The sequence below is a fragment of the Aeromonas sp. MTB genome (assembly GCF_056632455.1).
The window spans coordinates 1,631,629-1,648,219 of the sequence record NZ_CP147026.1; the positions used below are offsets into that span (position 1 = coordinate 1,631,629).

The window sequence follows — 16,591 nt, forward strand, 5'->3', positions numbered from 1 at the left end:
CATTGCTTACGTTTTTGCTTTAAATCAATAGGTTATTGATTTAGCTATCGGTTATTCGAGATTTATTGCCCTCATCTTTCGTAAGATACGCTTGGTACCGCCAGTGGCAATTTGAAGTTCTTTTCTCTGGTTATCACTGTCATCTATCTAGCAGCACTCAGCGAGTAGTCATGATCGAACGCACTTTCAAAGATATTGATGAACAACAAATATTTGATGCTGATAAGCAGTCTTTTCTGACTCAGCTAGGTTGGTCTGACGGTCTCACATGGGAAGCGTTGTTACGCTCGAAACGTATCCTGCTTATTTCCGAGGCGGGGTCAGGCAAGACCCATGAGTGTCGCGAGCAGGCCCGTCTTTTGGCTGCAAAGGGCGAAGCCGCATTCTTTGTTGAGTTGGCCAGTCTGGCATCCACCCATTTGCGGGATCTGCTGAGTTATGAGGAGGAAGCGCGTTTTGATCTATGGCTTGCCTCGCAGGCTGAAGTTGCCACCTTTTTCCTGGATTCCTATGACGAACTGCAGTTGACCAGAGGTTCCTTTCGACAAGCACTGGATCGCTTTGTAAAAGGTGTTCAAGGTCATTTAGGAAGAGTGAGAGTGGTAATAACGACCCGCCCGATCCCTTTTGATGGGCAACTTGTTCGCAGCAAACTGCCGATACCACCACAGATTAAACTCCAGTCGACTGAAGAAAAGGAAAGAGAATTTGCCAGCATGGCATTGGGCGAGCATATACCCATCTCCTCTGGCCAATCGAATGAAGATCCCATTCCAGAGTGGCGCACCGTTGCTCTGATGCCGCTATCTAATACCCAGATTGTCGAGTTTGCTGAGCAGACAGGTGTCAAAAATACAGCCGAATTGCTTAGTGACATTGAGAGGAAAAATGCCTTTGAGTTTGCTAGGCGTCCTCAAGATCTTATTGAGCTATGCGTTGATTGGCGGGCGGGACTTCAGCTTCGAACCCATCGCCAGCAAGTCGAAGCCAGTATTCGTATCAAACTTAAGCCCCGAAATAGAGAAGATAGGCATGAGCTTGCTGAACTTTCGATAGATAAAGCTATTGCGGGGGCGAGCAGGCTGGCTCTGGCCATGTGGCTGACCCGTCGTTTGACAATCAGACACAGTGCCAAATCGGATAATGATCAACAGGGTGAGGTTGCGCTTGATCCGTCGATAATCCTGTCAGACTGGACACAAGAGGAACGACAAACGTTATTGGAGCGCCCCCTGTTTGGGTTTGCCTCCTATGGGCGAGTTCGTTTTCACCATCGGTCAGTATCAGAATTTCTTGCCGCAAAAAGATTGCAGGAGATGAGGGATAAAGGTATGTCGCTTCGTGCCCTCAAGCGGCTGCTCTTTATTGAGACCAAGGGTAATACCATAGTCCTTCCTTCCAAACGGGCGATAGCGGGCTGGTTGGCAGCATTGAATGACGATATTTTTCAAGCAATTCGTGATCATGAGCCGACGCTGCTACTGGATGAAGGTGATCCTGCATCATTGACTCTTGCTCAGCGTAAACAAGCTCTTGGTGCATATGTTCAGCGTTATGGAAAAGGAGGTTGGCGAGGTTTACACACTCCATCTATCCAAATTAAACGATTTGCAACTCCTGAGTTGGCTGATGAGATTAATCTGCTGTGGCAGCAAGGTATCGATAATCATGAAGTACGGTGTGTTTTGCTGGAGCTCATTGAGCGAGGAGTGATTTGTGGCTGTTCTGACCTTGTATATTCAGTTGCCACGGATTCAGTGCTTGTTGAGGTGGAACGTATTTATGCAATTCATGCACTGAAAGCGCTGAACGCTCCAAGATTGGGTGAAATAGCTGCACTTATGGTTTCTCAACATCCTGACTGGCCTGATAAAATAGTGCGTGAAGCGATTTTGGATCTGTTTCCAAGTCATCTTTCTGTGGCGCAGCTCTGCCAGGCATTAGGCTGGCTGCAATGGAAAAAACGGTCAGTTAGCAACTTGAGTTGGCGACTGCCATCGCTAATAAAAAATGCACCACTAGTCATGTCACAACTGGATGAGCTGCGGGACAAATTAGTAACCCTCATCTCGGATGGGTTGCACTGGCGTCAAGATCAATGGCCACATATGATCTCTTCCCACCAGTATCTGAGTAGTGCTCTGGCGGCGACCTGTATTCGAGGGCTTGATTTCCAGTGCTCCGGTCAATGGATCCATGCCAGCGTACTTTCACTACGCCTGCGGCAGCATGAATACGATGACGATAAAATTCATCAGGCGTTAGCACAGCGGATAAATGAACTTGATAGCAAAAATAGGAAGCTTGTTTTTTGGGGAATAGATGCTTTGGTGCAATCTTTATGTCCAATTGATGATATATGGAAACGTGTGGTTGAGATTATTCCTTATGATTCGCTTATTAAGCTCACGGTACAGTTTGATCAGTCTTGGGTAGTCAATGACCTTCAAGATAAAAACAAGCCATTTCTTGAGCGTCAGATACTTATGCATGTGGCGCTTTATCTATTGCGTATCTCGCCAATAGACTTGCGCCCCTTGGTAATAGATTGTTCGGATTTGATTTTATATATCAATGAGATGATGAAGCCCTCTGTCTTTGATATAAAGCAGGAAAAAGCCCGGCGTGAGGAGGCTATTAGTAATAAAAGTAGAGAGCGAAAAAGAGCAAAGAACCTTGCTTCTTGGGTGATGTTGCATCGTGAGCTCTCAGAATATCCTGACACGGTATTCTCAGATGAACGATGCAAAAATTTGGTCTGGAATCTATTCAGAGTAATGATCAGTAGCTCAGGTGATAGCAATTTATCTGGTTGGAATCGTCCCTTCCTTGAATCTCATTTTGGAGCGGTAGTCACTGATTGGCTGCGAATGCTTTTTATGGCATCTTGGCGAGAACATTGCCCGACGCTGATTTGTGAGAGACCAGAAGACCAGCGAAGCACATATATGGAGATATGGCGACTCGGCTTGACTCTATGCAGAAGCAGAGGATAATGACTGGGCGAGCCCGCTGACTCAGGAGGAGGCAATGCTAGCCGCCCGTTATTCATTACTTGAACTGAATAAATTACCAGACTGGATTAATGACTTGGTTAGGCATAACCCATCTGCTGTCAGTGAAGTTTTTGGGAAAGAACTTGAGTGGATACTATCTACCTCTACACATGAACTTCATTACTCCATGCTGTTGCAACGCCTTCATCATGCCTCCAACTCAGTGACTATGCTTTTTGTTCCTCGCCTTGTTACATGGTTGAGTGAAATTGAGCCTCTGATCGATGATGAACTGCAATCATCCGATTTTATGTCTCGTTATTCTCGAGTGGTTGAATTAATTTTAATCCACGGTGATGTTGACCACCAAGCCAAGTTATGTTTCATGGCTAAGGAATATGTAAGTAAAGATCTGGCGGAGCCGGTTATGTTGATCTGGTTATCAACCTTGATTCGTTTAAGTCCTGAGTCAGGGATTGATGTACTTGAAGAAAAATTACGAGATATTGAACCTGAGCCATTAAGCAAAGCCGTGATATGGTTTACAAAATTATTTAATGAACGCCATGATGGCATTAATGTCAGAAATAATGATTTTACTCCTGTGTTATTGCTCAGGCTTGTCCGCCTGGCTTATCGGCATATAAGGCGTCAGGATGATGCTGAGCATGAAGGAGGTTACACTCCTGATATGCGTGACAATGCCGAATATGCACGCAATGCAATTCTGACTGCATTATTGGAGTCACAAGGAGAGGAGGGATGGCAAGTTAAACATGATATGGCCATTGACCCCTTATTTTCTCATTTTAAAGATCGGGTTCTGGCATTAGCTCAGGAAGCATGGGCCAAAGAAATTGATTCGGCACTCTTGGATGAACAGCAATGTCGTGAACTTGAAGATAAAGGTGAAGCACCACTGACAACGAATGCGGCTATGTTCACCTTGCTTTGTGATCGCTTGGCTGATTTGGATGAATTATTGAATAGTGATGATTCACCAAGGGAGGCATGGGCAAGAATCGATCAGGAGCGGATCATGCGGCGTGCAATAGCCAAAGAGTTAAAGTATTCAGCCAATGGACTATATAACGTAGACCAAGAAGCGGTCACTGCTGAAGAAAAGGAGACGGATATTCGTCTTCGATCCACAGCCTCTCATTACGAGAGCGTAATTGAGCTAAAGCTTGGCGATAACCGTCCAGTACGTGATTTTCTTAACACGATTGAACATCAACTTGTCACAAAATATCTATCAATAGAAACTCGTCGCTCAGGAGCCTTGCTAATAACCCTGAAAGAGGATCGAACTTGGCGACATCCAGATTCAGGGGCAACGATAGATATCAACGAGTTGTACGAATTATTAGTAGAAGAAGCCAAGCGTGTTGAGGCGAATATGGGCGGCTCTGTGTCGATAGTTGTTCATATATTGACTCTTTTCCCACGATTACCTACCGAGAAAAGAAAAAACTGAGCTGATAATTCATGATATTACGCCGACATTATGTCGGCGTAATATCGGCAAGTTTCGATATTTTTATAAATGTTACCCAAACGTCCGGCTTAAGTCCTTGAGCTGGCTCGCTTTGCTCTGCAAATTGGCACTGGTTTCACTCACCTGATCGATTTTGAGACTGTTATCGTGAGAGAGCGAGGATATCTGGTTGATATTGCGACTGATCTCCTCGATGACCGCTTGTTGCTCGGTGGCCGCGGCGGTGATCTGGTTGGAAAAATCAGAGACCTTGTCTATCTCGACCACAACCTGATTCAGGTTGCCGGTGCTTGCCCGGGTGGTGGCGAGGCAGGCGTTGGTTCTGGTCACATTGAGATGCATCATCTCTTTCCATCCCCCCAGGGTTTGCTGGATATGGCCAATGCTGTTCTGGATCTGCTCTGTCGCCTTGTGGGTTCTGGTCGACAGGCTGCGAACCTCGTCCGCCACCACCGCAAAGCCACGCCCCTGATCGCCGGCCCGTGCGGCTTCGATGGAGGCATTGAGCGCCAGCAGGTTGGTTTGATCCGCAATCCCGCGAATTTCGCTCATGATGGTGCCGATCCGCTCGGATTCGCTCGCCAGCTCGACAGCTGACTGGAAGGCTTGCTCCGCCTGGGTGGCCAGCGCCGACATCTCTTCTCCTGCTTCCGAAAGCTGGGCGCTGGTGGTGATGCAGTGGCGGCGGGCCTCTTCGATCTGGCTGTTGCTGTCTTGAATATTGCGGTTAATCTCCTCGGCGGCCGAGGCCATCTGGGTGACGGCGGTGGCAATCTGCTGGATCTGCGTGTCTTGCGAAGAGATATCCTGGCTGGCCAGCGAGGCGGAGCCGCGCAGGTCATTGGCCATGGCATTGAGCGAAGCGGTGGTGTCATCCACCCGGCCGAGTACGGTACGGATCTTCGCTTGCCCGAGCTTGATATGGAAATCGGCAATGCTGTGGGGGGCATCCCCCGAGAAGATAAGGCGGCTGATGCTGTCGTAATCCTGTTCGAGCTGCTGCAAGAATCGCGGTGTGAGGAAGAGAGGGTGGCGATTGAACCAGATGGCTGCCAAGAGGGGAATGATGACCCAGAGCGCCTGCAGCGGTGAGAGCAGCCAGAGCGCGCTGATCACGCTGACGAGCAGCAGGGGGATGGTCATCATGGCCGGTGTGAGTTGACGCAGGCCCATGTGAATGGCAGAGCCGGTTTCACGGGCTTTAAGGGTTTTGTACATCTTGCTGGCACGCGCTTTGTGCTCTGCTGCGGGACGGCAGCGGACGGATTGGTAACCCACCATCTTGCCATCTTCATAAATCGGGGTGACATAGGCATCAACCCAATAATAACGACCATCTTTGCAGCGGTTTTTTACCATGCCTCGCCATGGTTTGCCTGCCTGCAGGTGGGCCCAGAGATCGGCAAACGCTGCCTTGGGCATGTCGGGGTGGCGCACCAGATTGTGATGCTGCCCCAACATCTCTTCCAGGCGATAGCCTGCCACCTGACAAAACGCCGGATTGGCGTAGGTGATGTCCCCTTTGAGATCGGTCGTCGATACCAACTGGATATCGTCGGCAAATTCAACCTCGGTATCTGTGGTGTGAAGCGAGCTGGTTACCATGATCAGGCTCCGGTTTCGGCGTAACGGAATACTTCGTTTGAGTATGGCAGAGGATGTTCATTTATTGTGTTGTTGCACATTAACTCTTGTGCTACTGCGTGGGGACGGGATGGGTCTCACATTTTTACAGCACAGTTCGGCGAGGGGAGGCAGGCCAAGTCACATGGCCCGGAGAGCAGCAAACCCCTCATCCTTTGGCTGTCTCAAATTGATTGCCGTACGGAATAGACAAACGCCGATCAGTTGACCGGCGTTTGTCTATGAGGTGCCGGATGGTTTCACACTCGGCTGCTTTGGCATTTTGCCTGTTTAAAGATGGGCGACTTAAAACAGCAGTTGCGTCAGGTAGCCCATCAGGATCGCCATGCCGAGTATCACGGTAAGGAAGGCCGCAATCATCGGGGTTCTGAACATCGATTTGAGCAGGATCACCTCGGTCAGGCTGGCACCGGCACTGCCGATGATCAGCGCCATGACGGCGCCCATTCCCATCCCTTTACCCAGTAGTACCGACGCCAGCGGGATCACGGCTTCGGCGCGGATGTAGAGCGGGATCCCGACGATGGCGCTGAAGGGGATGGCCAGCGGGTTATCGGCGCCGCCATGGGCGGCGATCCACTCGGCCGGAATAAAGCCGTAGATAAATGAGCCGATAAGCACCCCCAGCAGCAGGAAGGGCAATACCGCTTTGAACTGCTGCCAGGCATCGAGGCGAGCCTGGACCCATGCGGTGGGGAGCTGTGGTGCACGGGTCAGGGTTGCCGTGCCATCGCCGCAGCAGGAGAGGGTGGCCTGCTCTGCCATCTCTGGTTGCGGAGCCGGGCAGCACGCTGCCCCGTTGAGGGGTTTGATTGCGCGAATGGCACTGCGTTGGTTGTCACTGCAATGTGCTTGAGTGGTGGCGCGGATCGCCGGGCCACAGCCGCTACCGCAAGAGGGGGTGGCCTCTTTGGGGTCGATGACATGGCGCTCGAACCCCAATCTGTCGAGCAGCATGCTCGCCATGACGGAGACGCTGGCGGCGATCACGGCGTAGAGCAGGGTCACTTTCCAGCCGAAGGTGGCCCACATCAAGCCGACGATGATGGGGTTCAGCAGTGGCGAAATAAACAGGAAGGTGAGGGTGGGGCCAAAGCCAGCCTTGGCCGAGAGCAGCCCTCTCAGCATGGGGATGGTGGAGCAGCTGCAAAAGGGGGTGACGGCGCCGAGCAGGGCCGAGAGCAGATAGCCCTTGCCATGGCGCGCCCCCAGCATCCGCTGGATCTTCTCGTCGGGGATCTTCTGACGGATCAGACTGACCCCGGCGCTAATGACCAGAAACAGCACCGACAGCTCGACAGCCAGAAACAGGAACATCTGGGCTGCATCGGTCAGCATGGTTAACCACTCATTCATTGTCGTATCCTCACTTGGTTTCTATATTTCCAAAATAATCGAAATGAATGGCCGGTCAAGATATTTCTGGTATTATCGAAATATCAAATTCGTGGAGGGAGCAGAGATGCAACTGGAAGAGGTCGCCAAGGCATTGAAAGAGCTGGGTCATCCGACCCGGCTGTTTATCTTCAAGCATCTGGTCAAGGCGGGAGAGCAGGGGCTGCCGGTGGGTGAGCTGCAAAAGCAGCTGGCGATCCCCGCTTCCACCCTCAGCCACCATATCGCGGCGCTGGTCTCGGTGGGGCTGGTGAAGCAAAACCGGGAGAGTCGCACCCTGCTTTGCGTCTCTCAATACGCGGTGTTGGAGGAGATCATCGCCTTTTTCCGCGATGAGTGTTGCGTCAACAGCCCGGAGCATCGGCAAGATCAAAGGCAAGAGCTGCCTTCCTGAGGGCTACGGCTGCTAGTAGTGCTGCGCGCAATAAAAAACGCCGATCATGTGATCGGCGTTTTGCATTGATGTCGCTAGATTCGGGCATTAACCCAGATTGGCTGCGACCTTGCTTTGAGCTTGTCCTTTGCGCTTGATGACAAAGCCAATGCCTAGTACCACCAGCCAGGCTGGGATCAGTTCGACCGAGATACGGAAATCCGGGGTCATATACATGATCACCAGGATGCCAGCCATGAACGCGAGGCAGAGATAGTTGCCGAAGGGGTACCAGAACGCCTTGAACTTGGGCTGGACGCCTTCTGCGACCTTGGCCTTGCGGAACTTGAGGTGCGCGAGGCTGATCATCGCCCAGTTGATCACCAGTGCGGAGACCACCAGCGCCATCAGCAGGCCGAACGCCTTGCCCGGCATCAGGTAGTTGATCAGCACGCAGAGCAGAGTGGCGATGGCCGAGACCGAGAGGGCAACCAGCGGCACGCCGCTCTTGTTGGTCTTGAGCAGGGCTTTCGGGCCGTTGCCCTGTTTGGCCAGACCGAACAGCATCCGGCTGTTGCAGTAGACGCAGCTGTTGTAGACCGACAGTGCCGCCGTCAGCACCACGATGTTGAGTACGGTGGCGACCAGATTGCTGTCCAGTGCATGGAAGATCATCACGAACGGGCTGCCGCCTTCCACCACTTTACCCCAAGGGTAGAGGGACATCAGGATAGCCAGAGCACCGATGTAGAAGATGAGGATGCGGTAGATCACCTGATTGGTGGCCTTGGGAATGCTCTTCTCGGGGTTGTCCGCTTCCGCGGCGGTAATGCCCACCAGCTCCAGACCGCCAAAGGAGAACATGATCACCGCCATTGCCATCACCAGACCGCTGATGCCGTTGGGGAAGAAACCGCCCTGAGCCCACAGGTTGGTGACGCTTGCCTCGGGTCCACCGGCACCGGAGAGGAGCAGATAGCCGCCAAAGCCAATCATGCCGATGATGGCGACTACCTTGATGATGGCGAACCAGAACTCCATTTCGCCAAACGCTTTGACGTTGGAGAGGTTGATGGCGTTGATCAGCACGAAGAAGAAGGCTGCCGACATCCAGGTCGGGATCTCGGGCCACCAGTACTGGACATAGATGCCCACCGCGGTCAGCTCGGCCATGCTCACCAGCACGTAGAGCACCCAGTAGTTCCAGCCGGACGCAAAACCGGCAAACTCACCCCAGTATTTGTAGGCAAAGTGGCTGAAGGAGCCGGCTACCGGCTCTTCCACCACCATTTCACCGAGCTGGCGCATGATCAGGAAGGCGATAAAGCCGCCGATGGCATAACCCAGCAGGACTGAGGGGCCTGCCATCTTGATGGTTTGGGCAATGCCCAGAAAGAGGCCGGTGCCGATGGCGCCGCCCAAAGCAATCAACTGAATGTGGCGGTTTTTAAGGCCGCGCTTCAGCTCCTCACCGTCTTGTTTCAAATCCATGGGTCTGTCCTTACGTCTCTGTTGTCTCTGGTCGGTGTTGGGCTCATCCTGAGCAGGCCGCAGTGCGTAGCCAAAACCTGACGAAAGTTGTATTTATTTCGTTACGATATGCCGTTTTCAATTTTTAGCGTTGGCTGGCAACCGAAGCAGAATAGTGATAATCCGCCATGAATGCACCTATTTTCCATCTCTAATGGCCGTATTTTGTACCGATGGCAGCTTTTTCATGACCTGAAGAGGCTTATTGGTAGTTTTTGGTTGATGTTTGCGCAATCGAATTCTGTTTTGTTGACATTTGACGCTATCGGTGAGCTTTTGTGGTGCTGAGTCATAGATGGATGCAAATGATGCCAAACAAGCGGGAGTGCAAGGAAGAGTGCAGGGCGTTGGAGCACAGGGAACGCGAAAGCGTGCTGCAACAAGGGGTTGCCCGGAGTGTGCTGGTGGCGCTCTGGTTAGGGATTGCCGCCAGTCCGCTGTTGTTGCTGGTGGCCGCGATTATGTTGCTGGGTTGGCTGTTACTCGGTGATCAGGAGTTGCTGCACTACTGGCAGCCGCTGTTGCTGGTTGGTGGGGTAACGGGGGCGCTCGTTGGCGGCTGGCTGGCGGAGCGGGTTCGCCTGCGCCACGGTTTGCTGGCCTTCTATGCCCGGTTGATGAACAACCCTGAGCTCAATCGTTAGTGAACGCTGGCTGTTTGCCGAGCGCAGTAGAACGGAATCGAATAGCGGCTAACTGGCAGCAGGTGACAAGGGCACAACGCTAAGGTCGACAAGAAGAGGGATAAGCATTTGTGGTGCTTATCCCTTTTTTATCCACGCTTTTCACTGTCATCTATGTGAATTGCAGTTCGCCACAGCTGACTTTCGCCGCGACACTGTAATTTTTATCTTTTGTTGATGCCGATAGCTGTCAAGCTGGCTTAACAGAGCTGGCGGCGCAGACCGGTTGCCTCGAGGACCTTGGCGCTGATCTCCTCCACCGAGTGGGAGCTGGTATCGAGGAAGCGGATCGCCTCCTGGCGAAACAGTCGCTCCACGCAGGCCAGCTCCTGCTCGCATTGTTCGATGGAGGAGTAGCGGCTGTTGGCACGGCGCTGGTTACGGATCTCGTGCAGCCGCTGCGGCGCTATGGTGAGGCCAAACAGCTTGTGACGGTTGGCCTTGAGGGGGGCGGGCAGCTCCAGCATGCCCATGTCCTGCTCGATAAAGGGGTAGTTGGCGGCACGAATGCCGAACTGCAGCGCCAGATAGAGGCTGGTGGGGGTCTTGCCGCAGCGGGAGACCCCGATCAGGATGATGTCCGCCTCATCGTACTCTTTGGTGGTGATGCCATCGTCGTTGGCCAGCGCAAAGTTGACCGCCTCGATGCGATCGTCATAGAGCTTGCGATTCTCCATACCGTGGGTGCGGTGGAGGCGGGGCTCGGCTTTTACCCCCAGCTCCTGCTCCAGCGGGCTGACGAAGGTGTTGAGAAAGTCGTGGCCGCACGCCTCCGATTTCAGTACCTCTTCCCGTACCAGCGGGTCGACGATGGTGTGAAACAGAATGGGGCGTACCCCGGTCTGGCGAAACTGCTCGTCGATCCGCATCCGTACCTGACGGGCTTTCTCCAGTGTCTCCACAAAGGGGATAGTGATCTGCTCGAAGGCCAGCGGAAACTGGCTCAGTACCGCGTGACCGAACACTTCGGCGGTGATGGCGGTTCCGTCTGAAACATAAAATACGGTGTGCACGTAGGGCTCCTGTGATACCGCGGGTGGGGTCGCATAGGGTAAGGGGTGAGAAGTATCTCCCGAAACCATACCAGTTTTGTCAACCGGTCTGCTGTGCCCAAGTTGTGAAGTGGCTTGCAAACCTGAATCGTTATCTTTTTGTGTCGCCATTGTAGAATGTTCCGGTCATTCGACTATCCCCAACGCTTGCTCAGGGATTTTTTTGAAAACCAGTGGAAAACGTTTTCATGGTCGTTGGCAACAAAAGAAACAGACAATAACGCACCTGACTTACCCATAACCTCATCGATTAAACCGGGCGCACGAGGTGCTATGGCATCGGTGCCCACCAACCTGGAGACATCCAAGTGCAACAGTACGTGCTCTGGTACGAACAACTCGGAATGCAGGACGTAGAACGAGTTGGCGGCAAGAACGCATCCCTTGGCGAGATGATCAGCAACCTCTCTGGCGCCGGCGTATCAGTGCCGGGGGGCTTTGCCACCACCGCCTTTGCGTTTAACGAGTTTCTGGAGTCAAGCGGCCTCAACGGCAAGATCCACCATTTGCTCGACAATCTCGACGTGGACGATATCGCCGCCCTTAACCGGGCCGGTCAGCAGATCCGCGACTGGGTGATCGAAGCCCCGTTCCAGCCCGAGCTGGAGCAGGCGATCCGGGTTGCCTATGAAAAGTTGAGTGCCGGTGTTGAGGCCTCGTTTGCGGTGCGCTCCTCCGCCACCGCCGAGGATATGCCGGACGCCTCCTTTGCCGGTCAGCAGGAGACCTTCCTCAACGTACGTGGCATCGATGCCGTCATGACGGCGGTCAAGCATGTGTTTGCTTCCCTGTTCAACGATCGCGCCATCTCCTATCGGGTGCATCAGGGCTATGACCACAAGGGTGTTGCCCTCTCGGCCGGGGTACAGCGGATGGTGCGCTCGGATCTCGCCGCCTCCGGCGTCATGTTTACTCTGGATACCGAGTCCGGCTTCAACGATGTGGTCTTTATTACCGGGGCCCATGGTCTTGGCGAGATGGTGGTGCAGGGCGCGGTCAACCCGGATGAATTCTATGTGCACAAACCGACTCTCAAGGGGGGCCGCCCGGCGGTGGTGCGCAAGACCCTCGGCTCCAAGCTTATCAAGATGACCTATTCGGACGATGCTGGTCACGGCCGTCAGGTGAAGATTGTCGACACCAACGAGGCCGAGCGTAGCCGCTTCTGCATCACCGATGAGGAGGTGATGGCGCTGGCCAAGCAGGCCCTCATCATTGAGCAGCACTATGGCCGCCCGATGGATATCGAGTGGGCCAAGGATGGTCAGGATGGCCAGCTCTATATCGTGCAGGCGCGCCCGGAAACTGTGCGCAGCCGCCAGGAGGCCAATACCCTCGAGCGTTTTGCCCTCAAGCAAGCGGGCAAGGTGTTGATCGAGGGGCGGGCCATCGGCCACAAGATTGGCGCGGGTCCGGCGCGGGTCATCTCCTCCATCAGCCAGATGGACGAAGTGCAACCCGGCGACGTGCTGGTCACCGACATGACCGACCCGGACTGGGAGCCCATCATGAAGCGGGCCTCCGCCATCGTCACCAACCGGGGGGGGCGCACCTGTCACGCCGCCATTATCGCCCGCGAGCTGGGCATTCCGGCAGTGGTGGGCTGTGGCAACGCTACGGATCATATTCAGCCGGGCCAGCGGATCACCGTCTCCTGCGCGGAAGGGGATACCGGTTTTATCTATGACGGCGAGCTGGACTTCGACGTGGCGGTGACCGAGGTGGGCAATATGCCGCGCCTGCCCATCAAGATCATGATGAACGTCGGCAACCCGGACCGCGCTTTCGACTTTGCCCAGTTGCCCAATGCTGGGGTAGGGCTGGCGCGCCTTGAGTTCATCATCAACCGGATGATCGGGGTGCACCCCAAGGCGCTGCTGGAGTTTGACCAGCAAACGCCAGAGCTCAAGGCCACCATCGGCAAGATGATCGCCGGTTACGACAGCCCGCGTGAGTTCTACGTGGCCAAGCTGACCGAGGGGATCGCCACTCTGGGCGCTGCGTTCTGGCCGGAGCGGGTGATCGTGCGGATGTCGGACTTCAAGTCCAACGAGTACGCCAATCTGGTGGGCGGTCGTGGCTACGAGCCCCACGAGGAGAACCCGATGATCGGTTTTCGTGGCGCATCCCGCTACATTGCCGACAGCTTCCGCCCCTGCTTTGCCCTCGAGTGCGAGGCGATCAAGCGGGTGCGCGATGTGATGGGGTTGACCAACGTCGAGGTGATGATCCCCTTCGTGCGTACCGTGGGCGAGGCGGAGCAGGTGATCGACATCCTGGCCGAGAACGGTCTGCGCCGCGGCGAGCGGGGGCTCAAGGTGATCATGATGTGCGAGATCCCGAGCAACGCCCTGTTGGCAGACAAGTTCCTCGAGCACGTTGACGGCTTCTCCATCGGCTCCAATGACATGACCCAGCTCACCCTTGGGCTGGATCGGGACTCGGGGCTGATTGCCCACCTGTTCGACGAGCGCAACGAGGCGGTCAAGGCGCTGCTGGCGATGGCTATTCAGGCTGCGCGCAAGGCGGGCAAGTACGTGGGGATCTGTGGTCAGGGGCCATCCGATCACCCGGACTTCGCCGCCTGGCTGGTGGAGCAGGGGATCGATTCGGTGTCGCTGAACCCCGATACCGTGGTTGATACCTGGCTCTATCTGGCGGAGCAGCATGGCGGCAAGTAAGCCACTGTCACAATGAACAGCACAGAAAGGGGGCCATGATGGCCCCCTTTGTTATCTGTGTGGTGCGGCCTATTTCGGCTGCTGTTCGGCCCCCGACAGCTCGATCTGTACCTTCACCCCTTCGCTCTTGAGCTTGCTGGCGATGGCGTTGAGATCGGTGCCCGGTTTGGCCTCCAACAGGGCGATACCGCCACTGCTCTGTTTGAAGCTCAGGCCGTGGCGGCTTGCCAGTGCGGTGGCGCTGGCATCGTCAGCTTCCACCAGCAGGGTGCCGCTGACGGTGAGCTCCGGGCTGGCGGCCCCTTGCATCAGCACGTCGCCGCGGCGCAGGGTCTGCTGCGGGGCCTTGCTGTCAAGACTGCGGGCGACCCGTCTCTTGTTGCCGTTGTCGGGAATGAGGTAGGTCTGGCCGTTCACCTCTATGGTGCTGTACTGTTTGCCATCCATGGTGACGGACTCCTCGGCGCAGAGCTGCCCCGAGAGGGGTGCCAGCAGGGTTGCCAGCAGCAAGGTAACAGGTTTGTTCATGGTAATACTCCTAGCGTGTTAGCTGCGGTTGGCATCGTGACCCAGGATCCGCAGGGACCATGAGATCAGCTTGCCCGGTTGGCGATTGTTGCGCTCGGTCAGGGTGGTACGCTCACGGGTCTCGCGATTGAGCAGAGAGACCTGACGGGTACCGTTGGCAACATCGGTTACTTCCAGTCGCCACTGGCCTTCGGCCGATTCACCGTAAAACTTGTTGGACAGCATCCGCATGTCGCGCAATCCCTTGGTTCGCACAAAGCCCAGTTGCTGCTGGTCGAGAGATTGGCCGACCAGGCTGTTGAAGGGGCTCAGCAGGATGCTGCGGGTGCCGGCGGGGGAGACCAGTTCGATCAGCAGATCGGGCAGACGCTGGTGATCCAGGCTCACCATCACCTGAACCGCTTCTACCGTCAACGGTGTGGCAATGCGGGTTGTCGAGCTGGTCGGGCTGTTGCCCACATCCGGGATGGCAGCGGTACTGCCGGTGACATTGATCTTCTGCCACGGCAGCAGCACCAGCGGGGGGAGGGGCTGGTGATTGGCTGCCAGCTCAAGGGCCTTGTTGACGTCGATCAGACCAAAACCGTAAGTCGGGCTGAACCACATGCCGGCGGCATTGCGCTCCCACCCTTCCAGCCCTTTCACATCACGCACCTTGCCGGTGCTGCTGGTGTAGCTGACCATCACAGGTTTCTGTGTGGCATCGACCCGGTTGCGCTGCGCGCCAGCAGATCCCGCAGGTCACGTACCGACAGATCCGGATAGGCGGACATCAGCAGCGCCATGGCGCCGGAGGTGCTGGGGGTGGCGGAGGAGGTGCCGTTCATCACGCCGTTGTAGTCGCAGCTGGCATCCAGTTGCGGGTTGCCGTGCAGCCGGTTGGTGCTGGTATCATCGGTGCGGTTGTAACCCATGTCGCAGCCGGGCAGATCCGTGGTCACCATCGCCGGAGAGTCGGTACCGTACTCGCCGCCGGTTGCGCTCAGGAAGATGTTGCTACCGACGCTGGAGTAGGAGGATCTGACGCCATCGGCGTTGAGCGCGCTTACCACCAGGTTCCAGAAGTTGCTGTTGGAGGGATCGAGGTTGCTGTTTTCAAACGGCAATTTGGGACCATTGCCGGTGCGGTTAAGCACATAGCCGCCCGCCGCTATCTTGTTGAAGCCGTTGCCGGCGGCCTTGATATAGGCCGCGCCCTGCACCTTGAGGGTCTGCTGTTCAAACAGACGATCAAGTTGGGATTGATCCAGAGAGTTGGCAGAGCGGGGATCCACCACACTCATGCCGTAGCTCTGGTTGAACACCCGGTTGTCGCGGCTGGCATCGCTGTCGCCAAGGGCGTAGAGCCAATCTTTCTGCAACTGCTGGCTGTTGTCATCCAGCAGGTTGAACCCCTGCAGCTGGGCTCGCGGGGCAATACCCTTGGTGCCGATGGCGTTGTCTACCGCCGCAATGATGCCGGAGACCGACGTGCCGTGGGCCGTATCCGGATCGGTCGGTGTCGGGTCATCGCTGCCGGTTACCACGTTTTTCGAACCCGGACGCACGTTGTCCGCCAGATCCGGATGGGCGATGGCCAGACCATCATCCACCACGGCCACATTGACTCCCTGGCCCAGCACGCCGGTGCGATGAGCCCACCAGAGGTTGAGATCATTGCCCGCTATACCGCCACGGGCACTGAATCCATCCTGGCCGCTGTTGAGCAGATACCACTGCTGATCCTGCAGGGGATTGGCACCTGGCAGGCAGCGCTCGGTGCTGCTGCGTCCGATATCCATGCCGCTCTCCTTGCCGGTGAGCGGCGCACAACCTTCATTTGCCTGAACGAGCGCACTGGGCAGGGTCGACAGCAGTGCTGTGATCGCCAGTGCTAACGATGTTTGCTTCATTATTTTTTTAACTCCATCTTGGATCGCACCATCCTGAGTGCGACGGAAATCTATACACGGGTGGTAGGGGTTCAAAAAGAGCCATTTTCAAAAAACGCAATGAGGTTCAAAGAAATCTGATCTGGTTTATGGTAGGTATTCCAATGACGCTGATTATGTGTTTTATTGAGAATGGTTCTCACCGCTCGCTACTGATCTTTTTATCTGTAATTCACTCCTCTCGCGACTCTCCTTCGCCGCAACCATCTCGATTCGGGACAATCCCGAGGGGAGCTCGTGCGCTCTTGAACGTGAGTGGCATGGTTGTGTGTGCCAACGT

General features: G+C 55.0%; 10 protein-coding genes and 1 pseudogene. 5 read left to right on the plus strand and 6 right to left on the minus strand.

All coding sequences use genetic code 11. The features are described from left to right. Window positions 1–170: 170 nt before the first annotated feature. A complete protein-coding gene (locus WBR25_RS07540; RefSeq protein ID WP_479749649.1) occupies window positions 171–2,996 on the plus strand; it encodes an NACHT domain-containing protein in 2,826 nt (941 codons plus the stop codon). Window positions 2,997–3,030: 34 nt separating this feature from the next. Further along, entirely contained in the window at window positions 3,031–4,473 is a 1,443-nt protein-coding gene (locus tag WBR25_RS07545) for a hypothetical protein (RefSeq protein ID WP_479749650.1), read from the plus strand. A gap of 72 nt (window positions 4,474–4,545) precedes the next feature. Here WBR25_RS07545 and WBR25_RS07550 read toward each other — a convergent pair whose 3' ends face one another. Both WBR25_RS07550 and WBR25_RS07555 read right to left on the minus strand, forming a co-directional pair. After that, window positions 4,546–6,099 (minus strand): methyl-accepting chemotaxis protein, encoded by a 1,554-nt coding sequence (locus WBR25_RS07550; RefSeq protein ID WP_323968571.1) that lies wholly within the window; start codon window positions 6,097–6,099, stop codon window positions 4,546–4,548. 324 nt (window positions 6,100–6,423) lie between these two features. Then, entirely contained in the window at window positions 6,424–7,494 is a 1,071-nt protein-coding gene (locus WBR25_RS07555; protein WP_479749651.1) for a permease, read from the minus strand. A 106-nt stretch (window positions 7,495–7,600) separates the two neighbouring features. On the opposite strand from WBR25_RS07555, the gene WBR25_RS07560 reads away from it, so the two are divergent. After that, complete coding sequence (locus tag WBR25_RS07560; protein WP_005344826.1) at window positions 7,601–7,927, plus strand: ArsR/SmtB family transcription factor; 327 nt, start codon at window positions 7,601–7,603, stop codon at window positions 7,925–7,927. Between the two features lie 87 nt (window positions 7,928–8,014). Here WBR25_RS07560 and WBR25_RS07565 read toward each other — a convergent pair whose 3' ends face one another. Next, entirely contained in the window at window positions 8,015–9,397 is a 1,383-nt protein-coding gene (locus WBR25_RS07565) for an amino acid permease (RefSeq protein ID WP_005352966.1), read from the minus strand. 344 nt (window positions 9,398–9,741) lie between these two features. On the opposite strand from WBR25_RS07565, the gene WBR25_RS07570 reads away from it, so the two are divergent. Further along, complete coding sequence (locus tag WBR25_RS07570; protein ID WP_479749652.1) at window positions 9,742–10,080, plus strand: hypothetical protein; 339 nt, start codon at window positions 9,742–9,744, stop codon at window positions 10,078–10,080. Between the two features lie 239 nt (window positions 10,081–10,319). On the opposite strand, the gene ppsR is transcribed toward WBR25_RS07570, so the two are convergent. Beyond that, entirely contained in the window at window positions 10,320–11,132 is an 813-nt protein-coding gene (gene ppsR / locus WBR25_RS07575) for a posphoenolpyruvate synthetase regulatory kinase/phosphorylase PpsR (protein WP_005344832.1), read from the minus strand. A 347-nt stretch (window positions 11,133–11,479) separates the two neighbouring features. Between ppsR and ppsA the strand changes: the two genes are divergently transcribed. Then, entirely contained in the window at window positions 11,480–13,852 is a 2,373-nt protein-coding gene (ppsA, locus tag WBR25_RS07580; RefSeq protein ID WP_479749653.1) for a phosphoenolpyruvate synthase, read from the plus strand. A gap of 69 nt (window positions 13,853–13,921) precedes the next feature. Here ppsA and WBR25_RS07585 read toward each other — a convergent pair whose 3' ends face one another. Next, on the minus strand, window positions 13,922–14,380 hold the full coding sequence (locus WBR25_RS07585) for a serine protease chaperone (protein ID WP_279486924.1): 459 nt from the start codon (window positions 14,378–14,380) through the stop codon (window positions 13,922–13,924). An 18-nt stretch (window positions 14,381–14,398) separates the two neighbouring features. Continuing rightward, window positions 14,399–16,272 (minus strand): annotated as a pseudogene (gene asp / locus WBR25_RS07590) (serine protease Asp). Window positions 16,273–16,591 lie beyond the last annotated feature (319 nt).

Bases quoted from the DNA above. Each gene is read 5' to 3' on its own strand.
- WBR25_RS07555 (WP_479749651.1), bottom strand. From the start codon at position 7,494: ATGAATGAGTGGTTAACCATGCTGACCGATGCAGCCCAGATGTTCCTG.
- WBR25_RS07545 (WP_479749650.1), top strand. From the start codon at position 3,031: ATGCTAGCCGCCCGTTATTCATTACTTGAACTGAATAAATTACCAGAC.
- WBR25_RS07550 (WP_323968571.1), bottom strand. From the start codon at position 6,099: ATGGTAACCAGCTCGCTTCACACCACAGATACCGAGGTTGAATTTGCC.
- WBR25_RS07565 (WP_005352966.1), bottom strand. From the start codon at position 9,397: ATGGATTTGAAACAAGACGGTGAGGAGCTGAAGCGCGGCCTTAAAAAC.
- WBR25_RS07540 (WP_479749649.1), top strand. From the start codon at position 171: ATGATCGAACGCACTTTCAAAGATATTGATGAACAACAAATATTTGAT.
- WBR25_RS07560 (WP_005344826.1), top strand. From the start codon at position 7,601: ATGCAACTGGAAGAGGTCGCCAAGGCATTGAAAGAGCTGGGTCATCCG.
- WBR25_RS07585 (WP_279486924.1), bottom strand. From the start codon at position 14,380: ATGAACAAACCTGTTACCTTGCTGCTGGCAACCCTGCTGGCACCCCTC.
- WBR25_RS07570 (WP_479749652.1), top strand. From the start codon at position 9,742: ATGATGCCAAACAAGCGGGAGTGCAAGGAAGAGTGCAGGGCGTTGGAG.